This is a genomic window from Citrobacter sp. S55_ASV_140, from assembly GCF_018919505.1.
Lineage (GTDB): Bacteria > Pseudomonadota > Gammaproteobacteria > Enterobacterales > Enterobacteriaceae > Citrobacter > Citrobacter werkmanii.
The window spans coordinates 1-10,788 of the sequence record NZ_JAHLQZ010000147.1 but is presented as its reverse complement, the minus strand read 5'-3'; the positions used below and the strand labels follow the sequence as shown (position 1 = coordinate 10,788).

Annotated in this window: 11 protein-coding genes; 9 read left to right on the top strand and 2 right to left on the bottom strand. The window is 52.7% G+C overall.

The features are described 5' to 3' along the window. Together KQJ18_RS17855 and dcuC are read left to right on the top strand one after the other, a co-directional pair. Positions 1-212: hypothetical protein (locus KQJ18_RS17855; RefSeq protein WP_216422417.1), on the top strand; the 212-nt coding region annotated here is incomplete at its 5' end. Beyond that, complete coding sequence (gene dcuC, locus KQJ18_RS17850) at positions 206-1,588, top strand: anaerobic C4-dicarboxylate transporter DcuC (protein ID WP_038638723.1); 1,383 nt, start codon at positions 206-208, stop codon at positions 1,586-1,588. The genes KQJ18_RS17855 and dcuC, both read left to right, overlap by 7 nt. Before the next feature lie 149 nt (positions 1,589-1,737). On the opposite strand, the gene dpiA is transcribed toward dcuC, so the two are convergent. Continuing rightward, positions 1,738-2,418 carry a two-component response regulator DpiA gene (gene dpiA / locus KQJ18_RS17845; RefSeq protein WP_003831279.1) on the bottom strand — a complete coding sequence of 227 codons (681 nt, stop codon included), beginning with the start codon at positions 2,416-2,418 and terminating at the stop codon, positions 1,738-1,740. Then, positions 2,387-4,048, bottom strand: a complete 1,662-nt coding sequence (gene dpiB / locus KQJ18_RS17840) for a sensor histidine kinase DpiB (protein ID WP_038638721.1) — start codon at positions 4,046-4,048, stop codon at positions 2,387-2,389. Before dpiB ends, dpiA begins: the two co-directional genes overlap by 32 nt. Before the next feature lie 388 nt (positions 4,049-4,436). Between dpiB and citC the strand changes: the two genes are divergently transcribed. From citC to KQJ18_RS17805, 7 genes are all read left to right on the top strand, one after another. Beyond that, on the top strand, positions 4,437-5,513 hold the full coding sequence (citC, locus tag KQJ18_RS17835; RefSeq protein WP_038638718.1) for a [citrate (pro-3S)-lyase] ligase: 1,077 nt from the start codon (positions 4,437-4,439) through the stop codon (positions 5,511-5,513). Next, positions 5,510-5,806 carry a citrate lyase acyl carrier protein gene (gene citD, locus KQJ18_RS17830; protein ID WP_003831276.1) on the top strand — a complete coding sequence of 99 codons (297 nt, stop codon included), beginning with the start codon at positions 5,510-5,512 and terminating at the stop codon, positions 5,804-5,806. The genes citC and citD overlap by 4 nt, the downstream gene beginning before the upstream one ends. Continuing rightward, positions 5,803-6,711 (top strand): aldolase/citrate lyase family protein, encoded by a 909-nt coding sequence (locus tag KQJ18_RS17825; protein WP_069323153.1) that lies wholly within the window; start codon positions 5,803-5,805, stop codon positions 6,709-6,711. Before citD ends, KQJ18_RS17825 begins: the two co-directional genes overlap by 4 nt. A 9-nt stretch (positions 6,712-6,720) precedes the next feature. Next, positions 6,721-8,253 carry a citrate lyase subunit alpha gene (citF, locus tag KQJ18_RS17820; protein ID WP_085047525.1) on the top strand — a complete coding sequence of 511 codons (1,533 nt, stop codon included), beginning with the start codon at positions 6,721-6,723 and terminating at the stop codon, positions 8,251-8,253. A 3-nt stretch (positions 8,254-8,256) separates the two neighbouring features. Beyond that, positions 8,257-8,811, top strand: a complete 555-nt coding sequence (citX, locus tag KQJ18_RS17815) for a citrate lyase holo-[acyl-carrier protein] synthase (protein WP_216422416.1) — start codon at positions 8,257-8,259, stop codon at positions 8,809-8,811. Continuing rightward, positions 8,780-9,685: a triphosphoribosyl-dephospho-CoA synthase CitG gene (citG, locus tag KQJ18_RS17810; protein WP_216422414.1), complete on the top strand. Its 906-nt coding sequence runs from the start codon at positions 8,780-8,782 to the stop codon at positions 9,683-9,685. The genes citX and citG overlap by 32 nt, the downstream gene beginning before the upstream one ends. Before the next feature lie 25 nt (positions 9,686-9,710). Next, positions 9,711-10,788, top strand: a 1,078-nt coding sequence (locus KQJ18_RS17805) for an anion permease (RefSeq protein ID WP_216422412.1), incomplete at its 3' end; no start/stop codon positions are given.

The following is a 10,788-nucleotide window of genomic DNA, read 5'->3' as shown; positions in this document are numbered from 1 at the left end:
CAGCAGCAATGCTGTTTCACAGTTTTTGCCGGGGATATTCTTTTTTAAACCACGATGTTGAAAAAACAGTCAGGCCATCGGTTGAATCCGTATTTTTATTGATTTCAATCAGCAATAGTTATCGGTTTATTAGGCACATTCTGTCACCACTTTTTACTTTTTTTAGTTTTTTTACTTTCCGGGCAGCAATGCGACAGGGGAAACAATGTTGACATTTATTGAACTCCTTATTGGGGTTGTGGTTATTGTGGGTGTGGCGCGCTACATCATCAAAGGTTATTCCGCCACCGGCGTACTGTTTGTTGGCGGTCTGGTTTTGCTGATTATCAGTGCAGTGATGGGACATAAAGTTCTGCCTTCCAGCGCAGCAACGACGGGCTATACTGCTACAGACATTGTTGAATACATTAAAATTTTGCTGATGAGCCGCGGTGGCGATCTCGGCATGATGATTATGATGCTGTGTGGTTTTGCCGCCTACATGACGCATATTGGCGCGAACGATATGGTCGTTAAGCTGGCCTCCAAACCGCTGCAATATATCAACTCACCTTATCTGTTGATGATTGCCGCCTATTTTGTCGCCTGTCTGATGTCGCTGGCAGTCTCGTCAGCTACCGGCCTGGGCGTATTGCTGATGGCAACGCTTTTCCCGGTCATGGTAAACGTTGGAATCAGCCGTGGCGCCGCGGCGGCCATATGCGCTTCCCCTGCCGCAATCATTCTTTCACCGACATCCGGTGATGTGGTGCTGGCGGCAAAAGCCGCAGAAATGCCGTTGATTGATTTCGCGTTTAAAACCACGCTGCCAATTTCCATTGCCGCCATCATTGCTATGGCGATCGCACACTTTTTCTGGCAGCGCTATCTGGATAAAAAAGAGAACATTTCTCACGAAATGTTAGACGTAGCAGAAATCACCACTACCGCGCCGTCGTTTTACGCCATCCTGCCGTTTACACCGATCGTAGGCGTTCTGATTTTTGATGGTAAATGGGGTCCGCAGCTGCACATTATTACTATCCTGGTACTATGCATGCTCATCGCCGCCGTTCTGGAATTTGTTCGCGGATTCAATACTCAGAAGGTGTTTTCAGGTCTGGAAGTCGCTTACCGGGGCATGGCGGACGCCTTTGCTAACGTAGTGATGCTGCTCGTCGCTGCGGGTGTTTTTGCCCAGGGCTTGAGTACCATCGGCTTTATTCAAAGCCTGATTTCTATCGCCACCTCGTTTGGCTCAGCGAGTATTATTCTGATGCTGGTACTGGTGATCCTGACCATGCTGGCGGCAATGACCACGGGTTCCGGTAACGCGCCGTTCTATGCTTTCGTTGAGATGATCCCGAAACTGGCACACTCTTCCGGCATTAACCCGGCTTACCTCGCTATCCCGATGCTTCAGGCCTCCAACCTCGGGCGTACCATTTCCCCAGTCTCCGGCGTCGTTGTGGCGGTGGCTGGGATGGCGAAGATTTCTCCGTTCGAAGTTGTGAAACGTACCTCGGTTCCGGTGCTGGTCGGACTGCTGGTGGTGATTATCGCCACCGAAGTGATGGTACCGGCAACGTCTGCCCTGATTGGCGGTTAACGATACCTGTCAATACCTGACCTTAATACACAAAATCATTTATGCTGCATCGCGGCGGCAAGTAAAGAAATCCCCAGGAGCATAGATAACTATGTGACTGGGGTTTCTGCACGCAGCCAACAAAGAGGCAGCTTAAAGGATGACGTGTATTAGCCGCCGTGATAAATACGCTGCGGTCTACCCACCTTCCCGTGAATAATCTCCGCGATAATCAAATGGCGGCTGGCACAGTACTCCAGATAACGTCTGGAGGTCGTACGACTGATGGTGAGCGCCTGGGCGATCGTTTCCGCAGTATGATGTACCGTCGGATCGGCAAATAGCTTCAGCACCGCATTCAGCGTTAACGCATCAATCCCGGTCGGCAAATCGCCTTTCGGCTCGCCGCGCGCATAGGCGTTAAACATTTCATCAATCTGCTTTTGACTGGCGCTGTCATTGCCTGCCAGCATACGTCTGCGCTGTTGATACCGCGTCAGCGTCTGCCCCAAACGCTCGTAAGCGATAGGTTTGACCAGATAATCAAACGCGCCGCTGCGCACGGCCTCGGAGACCGTTTCCATATCGCTGGCCGCCGTGGTAAAGACCACACCGCCCGGATAACGCGCCTGGGTCAGCTCATGCAACAAAGTAATACCCTTACCGTCCGGCAAGTAGTTATCAAGAAGAATCAAACCGGGCTTAAAACGCTCAATCATCATTCTTGCCTGCGCAAGATTACCCGCCAGCCATATCTGGCTGAAGCCGGGTATATGGCGGATATATTCAGCATGCATTTCCGCCAGTAGCGTTTCATCCTCAACGATCAGTAGCGTTAATGGTTCCGTCATTATTTTTTTTCACTTTCGGAAGAAATAAAGAAAATAAGGTGCCGCAAGGGGAGTTATCTTCGAGCGTAATCACCCCGTTACAGCGCCTCACATAACTTGCAATCAGATACAAACCGATGCCATGTTCGCCTGGTTCATCGGTACGGGTGCTTACACCCTGTTCAAATATTTTTTCACGCAATGCTTCCGGCACACCGCATCCCTGATCGGCAACTTCGATGACCACATCATCCCCTTCGTCGCTCAAATAGAGTTCGACGACTTTGTTGCCTTGCTGGGTGCGTAAACTCGCTTCAAATGCATTATCAAGCAGATTGCCAACAATTGCTGCAAACTCTGTGCTATCCAGCCCTTCAGGCAGTTGGCGCAGTTGGCTGCCAGGAACAATGGTCATCGTAAGACCCAGTTCCCGCGCACGTTGCACCTTGCCAAATAACAGACCCGCCACCTGACGATCGGCAAAGGCGCCGCGCAGGCTGTCAATCAGTTGTTGCTGCGCCTGTGACTCGCCCTGAACCATAGCCAGCACCCGGTCATACTCTTTCATTTGCAGCAGGCCATTGATAGTCGACATCCAGTTCAGGTGCTCATGACGCAGCGTTCTCAGGCTCTCAACATACTGTTTGATTTGCGTTAATTGCGCATTAAGGGTAGCAATTTCATCTTTACTACGAAAACTGATAATGGCGCCGAGCAGTTCGTCACCGGAGCGAATCGCCTCACGGTTGGCGATAACGCTCAACCCATTAAAATTAACCATCGCATCCTGGCGTTGTTCCGCAATCTGTTGGGTGAAAAAGTCCGCTGGCTGAACGACTTCATTTACCGGTTTGCCCAGCCACTTTCTGCCCGGCGATGACAGCCCCAGCATTTTCCTCGCACTGCGGTTTATCGCAGTGATATATCCGTCAGGATCCACGGCAATCAACCCTTCATACACCGAGCTGAACAGCGCTTCCTGCTGACGCACCACCCGCGCGATTTGTTTAGGCTCCATCCCCAACATCTGCCGACGAATATGGGCAGCAAAAAACCAGGAGAGCAGCATAAGTACCAACAACAGCAGGATAAATACCCCAGCCATTGGCAGTAAGAAATCCGATCGCCAGCTATCAATTTTACTGATCAGATAGCCAATTGAGACCACGCCAATGATTTTGCCATCGTCATCAAAGATAGGGGTTTTGGCGCGCATTGCCATCCCAATAGATCCTTTGCCGGTAATAAAGTAGCTCTCACCTTTTTCCAGCGCGCCAGGCTTGGTGAACTGCATCGGGTAACCAATTTTTTCCGGGTTCGGATGATAAAGACGAATAGAGTGGGTATCTCCAATCACCACATAATCGAAATCAGTCCCGCTCTGTAGTTTGTCGGCAATAGTCGCCAGACGCTTGTAATCACGATGCTTCACCGCCGTGATGATGCTGTCATTAGAGGCGATGATTTTGGCCTGGTTCATTGCCATATCGCGGACATGTGTCGTCAGATAATCTTCAAAACTGGCGGTAAAGTATTGTGCTAACGCTGCGATAATAAGAACAGAAACGACCAGAATGAGCAGAAAAATGCGTAACGGAAACGCCAGACTGCGAAAAAAAGGAAACCGTGTTTTATTTTTCTGTTCTGCCATAAATTTTCCTCACCGACGTTACCGAAACTTATTTTCTATTGTAGTTGTAATAAAAATGTTTTATTTAAAAGTGACGATATAAAACAGGATCGTTGCAGATTCCCCACCTTAAATCAATTAAACAAATTAAAACCACGCGCTATTTCCGGGTTAAATTAATTAAAAAACTTAAAACCATAAAACACATTAAAACCTTCTAACTTATTGTGAAATAAATCAAAAATTACCTCCAAAATACTCCTTACGATGTATGCAGCAGGGAAAAAAAGAAATACTCCGTAATAAAAAACCATTCCCTTCAATTGCAAACAAAACGTTATCAGGTTGCTAATCAGAGCAACAAAAACAGAAACCCAGTAACAAATATAGCATCGGGGCTCTATTTACTATGTTCGGTAATAATATATTCACGCAAGTTAAACGCTCAGAAAATAAAAAGATGGCGGCTATCGCGCAATTTCTGAAAGAGAACGATCTGAGCGTTGATACCACCGTCGAAGTATTTATCACCGTCACCCGTGACGATCGCCTGATTGCCTGTGGCGGTATCGCCGGAAATATCATTAAGTGCGTCGCGATTTGTGAGTCCGTGCGCGGTGAAGGCCTGGCGCTGACGCTGGCGACAGAACTCATCAACCTCGCCTATGAGCGCCACTGTACGCACCTCTTCATCTATACCAAAACCGAGTACGAATCGCTGTTTAAACAGTGCGGCTTTTCCACACTCACCAGCGTGCCCGGCATTATGGTGTTGATGGAAAACAGCACCACGCGGCTGAAACGCTACGCCGAATCGCTGGCAAAACAGCGTCATGAAGGGAAAAAAATTGGCTGTATCGTCATGAACGCCAACCCCTTCACCAACGGTCATCGTTTTCTGATCCAACAGGCGGCCGCGCAATGTGACTGGCTGCATCTGTTTTTGGTGAAAGAAGATACCTCGCGTTTTCCGTATGAAGACCGACTGGATCTGGTACTTAAAGGGACAAAAGACATTCCGCGTTTAACCGTGCATCGCGGTTCGGAATACATCATTTCCCGCGCTACGTTCCCGTGCTACTTCATCAAAGAGCAGAGCGTTATTAACCACTGCTACACCGAAATAGACCTGAAAATCTTCCGCCAGTACCTGGCCCCGGCTCTCGGCGTTACGCACCGTTTCGTGGGTACCGAGCCGTATTGCACCGTCACCTCCCAGTACAACAACGATATGCGTTACTGGCTGGAGACCCCAACGCTTCCCGCCCCACCGATTGAACTGGTGGAAATTGAGCGGCTGTGCTTCCAGGAGATGCCGATTTCCGCCTCCTGGGTGCGCAAGCTGCTGGTTAAAAAAGATCTCACGGCTATCGCATCCCTGGTTCCTGACGCCACGCTGCGCTATCTGCAAAGCATGGTTGAACGAGCCTCATCGGGTGCGGCAGTCCGCCAAAATACCCCCGCATTAGCAACAGGTGAAAAATGAAAATAAACCAGGCAGCCGTCGCAGGCACACTCGAGTCCGGTGATGTGATGATTCGCATCGCTCCACTCGATTCGCAGGATATTGACCTGCAGGTTAACAGTAGCGTCGAAAAGCAGTTCGGTGATGCCATTCGGGCCACCATTCTGGACGTACTGTCCCGCTACAACGTACGCGGCGTGCAATTAAATGTTGATGATAAAGGCGCACTGGACTGCATTTTACGTGCGCGACTGGAAGCACTACTGGCCCGCGCTGGCGGTATTCCGGCACTGCCATGGGAGGATTGCCAGTGATTGCCGAATCTTTACAACAACGTAAAACCCGTACCCGCCGTAGCATGTTGTTCGTACCGGGCGCCAATGCCGCCATGGTCAGCAACTCGTTTATCTACCCGGCTGATGCGCTGATGTTCGACCTGGAAGACTCCGTCGCGCTGCGTGAAAAAGATACCGCCCGCCGCATGGTGTACCACGCGCTGCAACATCCGCTGTATCACGACGTAGAAACCATCGTGCGCGTAAACGCCCTCGACTCCGAATGGGGCATCAACGACCTCGAAGCCGTTGTGCGCGGCGGCGCCGACATCGTGCGTTTACCGAAAACCGATACCGCACAGGATGTCATCGACATCGAAAGCGAAATCCTGCGCATCGAAAACGCCTGTGGTCGCGAACCCGGCAGCACCGGTCTGTTAGCCGCTATCGAATCGCCGTTAGGCATTACCCGCGCGGTGGAAATCGCCCACGCTTCCGAGCGTCTGATTGGTATTGCACTGGGTGCTGAAGATTATGTGCGTAACCTGCGCACTGAACGTTCCCCGGAAGGCACTGAACTGCTGTTTGCCCGCTGCTCTATTTTGCAGGCTGCACGCTCTGCCGGTATTCAGGCATTCGATACCGTCTATTCCGATGCCAACAACGAAGCAGGTTTCCTGCACGAAGCCTCACACATCAAGCAACTGGGTTTTGACGGCAAGTCGCTGATCAACCCTCGCCAGATTGAACTTCTGCATAACCTCTATGCCCCGACGCGCAAAGAGCTGGCTCATGCCCGTCTGGTGGTGGAAGCCGCTGAAGCTGCCGCCCGCGAAGGTCGTGGCGTGGTTTCCCTGAACGGCAAGATGGTCGACAGCCCGGTTATCGAGCGCGCCCTTCTGGTTATCTCCCGTGCAGAACTTTCCGGCATTCGCGAAGAATAAGGCAAAAAAATGACGCAGAAAATCGAACAGTCTCAACGCCAGGATCGCGTGGCGACCTGGAGCCGTCATGCAGAAAGCGAGCTTTCCGCTTATCAGAGCACCGCAAAAGTAGAATTGCAGGCGCAAAAACCGCGCGACAAAAAGCTGTGCGCTAATCTGGAAGACGCCATTCGTCGTTCAGGTTTACAGGATGGTATGACCATCTCTTTCCACCACGCATTTCGCGGTGGCGATCTGACGATTAACCTGGTGATGGACGCCATCGCCAACATGGGCTTTAAAAATCTGACGCTGGCCTCAAGCTCCCTGAGCGACTGCCACGCGCCGCTGGTTGAGCACATCCGTCAGGGCGTGGTCAGCCGAATTTATACCTCCGGGCTGCGTGGCCCGCTGGCAGAAGAGATCTCTCGTGGTCTGCTGGCTGAGCCGGTGCAAATCCACTCCCACGGTGGTCGTGTACACCTGGTGCAAAGTGGTGAACTCAACATTGATGTCGCATTCCTCGGCGTACCGGCGTGCGACCAGTTTGGTAATGCTAACGGTTATACCGGCAAAGCGTGCTGCGGCTCATTGGGCTATGCCCGCGTCGATGCCGAGAACGCCAGGCAGGTTGTTCTGCTGACAGAACAACTGCTGAGCTATCCGCACAACCCGGCCAGCATTACCCAGGATCAAGTGGATCTGATCGTGCAGATCGACCAGGTCGGCGATGCGGACAAAATTGGTGCTGACGCGACCCGTATGACCACCAATCCGCGTGAATTGTTGATCGCCCGCAGCGCGGCAGACGTCATTGCTAACTCCGGTTACTTCAATGAAGGCTTCTCATTACAGACAGGAACCGGCGGCGCGTCTCTGGCCGTTACCCGTTTCCTGGAAGACAAAATGCGCAGCCGTGACATCCATGCCGATTTCGCGCTGGGCGGCATCACCGCCACCATCGTTGATCTGCATGAAAAAGGCTTAATCCGCAAACTGCTGGATGTACAAAGCTTCGACAGTACCGCCGCGAAATCCCTGGCCCGCAATCCAAATCACATTGAGATTAGCGCTAACCAGTACGCTAACTGGGGCTCGAAAGGCGCATCCGTTGACCGCCTGGACGTTGTGGTACTGAGCGCATTAGAAGTAGACACCAGCTTCAACGTTAACGTACTGACCGGCTCCGACGGCGTACTGCGTGGCGCTTCCGGTGGTCACTGCGATACGGCTGTGGCCGCAGCGCTTTCTATCATCGTCGCACCGCTGGTTCGTGGACGCATCCCAACATTGGTAGATAACGTGCTGACCTGCGTAACCCCAGGTTCCAGCGTTGACATTCTGGTTACCGACCACGGTATCGCCGTCAACCCTGCTCGCCCTGAACTGGCGGAACGCCTGCAAGAAGCTGGCATGAAAGTGGTGTCGATTGAATGGCTGCGCGAACGTGCACAGCAGCTAACCGGTCAACCGCGCGCCATCGAATTTACCGATCGAGTAATTGCCGTTGTGCGCTACCGCGATGGTTCGGTAATTGACGTTGTGCATCAGGTGAAGGAATAAGCCATGCACCTGCTCCCTGAACACGCCACCTGCCACGCGGTTTCCATCCCTGAGCTGCTCGCCAGCCGAGATGAGAGACAAGCAAGGCAGCATACCTGGCTCACGCGTCATCACGCGCCACTGGTCTCGTTTACCGTAGTCGCGCCAGGTCCGATTAAAGACAGCGAATTAACCCGTCGCATCTTTAATCACGGCGTCACCGCCCTGCTCGCGCTGGCGGAAAAATCCGCCTGGATTGTCAGGGAGCAAACTGCGCTGGTCTCTGCCAGCGGACCGGAAGGCCTGCTGGCCATTGAGGCTCCGGCCCAGGACCTCAAGCTCGCCACTATCGGACTTGAGCATTCACATCCGCTGGGACGGTTATGGGACATCGACGTCCTGAACCCTGAAGGGGAAATTCTGTCCCGGCGTCATTTCGCGCTCCCTGCCCGCCGCTGTCTGCTGTGCGAGCAAAGCGCTGCCGAATGCGCGCGGGGTAAAACTCACGCGCTTTCCGACTTACTCACTCAGATGGAGGCACTGCTGCATGATGCCGATTCCCGCAACATCAACTCATAACGCAGTTCTTCCTCTGGATCTGCCTGACGCTTACGCCACGCTGGCGTGGCGCGCCATGCTGACGGAAGTCAACCTGTCGCCTAAACCGGGTCTGGTGGATCGTATTAATAACGGCGCGCATAAAGATATGGCGCTGGAAGATTTTTATCGCAGTGCTGAAGCGATTCAGACATGGCTGCCGCGTTTTATCGAATACGGCGCATTTAGCGCACAGCAGCCGCCGGAAGATGTCCTGCCAGGACTACGTCCGCTGGGCATGGCCTGCGAAGCCGATATGTTTCGCGCTACTGCCGGAGTGAACACCCATAAAGGCAGCATCTTCTCGCTGGGATTACTGTGCGCCGCCATTGGCCGCCTGCTCCAGCTCCGCCTGAGCGTTACCGCTGAAACCCTTTGCTCTACGGCAGCAACATTTTGCCGTGGCCTGACCGAGCGCGAACTGCGCCAGAACAACCAACAACTCACGGCTGGCCAACGTCTTTATCAGCAACTGGGATTAACCGGCGCACGCGGCGAAGCCGAAGCAGGATATCCCCTCGTCATTCAGCATGCTCTGCCGCACTACCGTGCACTGCTGGCTGAGGGCCGCGATCCTGAACTGGCGTTACTCGATACGTTACTGCTGCTGATGTCTATCAACGGCGACACCAACGTGGCTTCCCGTGGTGGCGCAGAAGGTTTGCTCTGGCTACAGCAGCAGGCCTCCACGTTGTTACAACAAGGCGGGATTCGTACCCCTGCCGATCTCGAATACCTACGCCAGTTCGACCAACAGTGCATTGAACGCAACCTCAGTCCTGGAGGCTGCGCCGATCTGCTGATCGTCACATGGTTCTTAGCTCAGATTTCACAAGTTCATCATTATCACAATTAAAGATCCTTTCCGGAGAATCACACACATGTCTTTAGCAAAAGATAAAATTTGGAAGTTACTGGCCCCATTGGTAGTCATGGGCGTCATGTTTCTTATCCCCGTCCCTGATGGCATGCCCCCACAGGCATGGCACTATTTTGCCGTGTTCGTGGCCATGATTGTCGGGATGATTCTGGAGCCAATTCCGGCAACGGCAATCAGCTTTATCGCCGTGACGATCTGCGTTATCGGCAGTAACTATCTGCTGTTTGACGCATCCGAGCTGGCCGACCCGGCATTCAAAGCGGGTAAGCAAGCGCTGAAATGGGGTCTGGCGGGCTTCTCCAGCACCACCGTGTGGCTGGTGTTTGGCGCGTTTATTTTCGCACTGGGTTATGAAGTTACCGGCCTGGGTCGTCGTATCGCGCTGTTCATGGTGAAATTCATGGGTAAACGTACCCTGACGCTGGGCTATGCGATTGTTATTATCGACATCCTGCTGGCGCCGTTTACACCGTCCAACACCGCGCGTACCGGCGGTACCGTATTCCCGGTTATCAAAAACCTGCCGCCGCTGTTTAAATCATTCCCGAACGATCCTTCCGCGCGCCGTATTGGCGGATATCTGATGTGGATGATGGTCATCAGTACCAGCCTGAGCTCCTCTATGTTCGTGACCGGCGCGGCGCCGAACGTACTGGGTCTGGAATTCGTCAACAAAATTGCTGGCATTCAAATCAGTTGGCTGCAATGGTTCCTCAGCTTCCTGCCGGTCGGTATTATTTTGCTGATCGTTGCGCCGTGGCTGTCCTATGTTCTGTACAAACCAGAAGTCACTCACAGTGCTGAAGTTGCCGCATGGGCCGGTGAAGAACTGAAAACCATGGGTAAACTGACGCGTAAAGAGCTGACCCTGATCGGTCTGGTTCTGCTCAGCCTGGGTCTGTGGGTCTTCGGGGGTAAACTGATTGATGCCACCGCGGTGGGTCTGCTGGCGGTTTCCCTGATGCTGGCGCTACACGTTGTACCGTGGAAAGATATTACCCGCTATAACAGCGCATGGAACACACTGGTAAACCTCGCCACGCTGGTTGTTATGGCAAATGGTTTGACCCGTTCAGGCT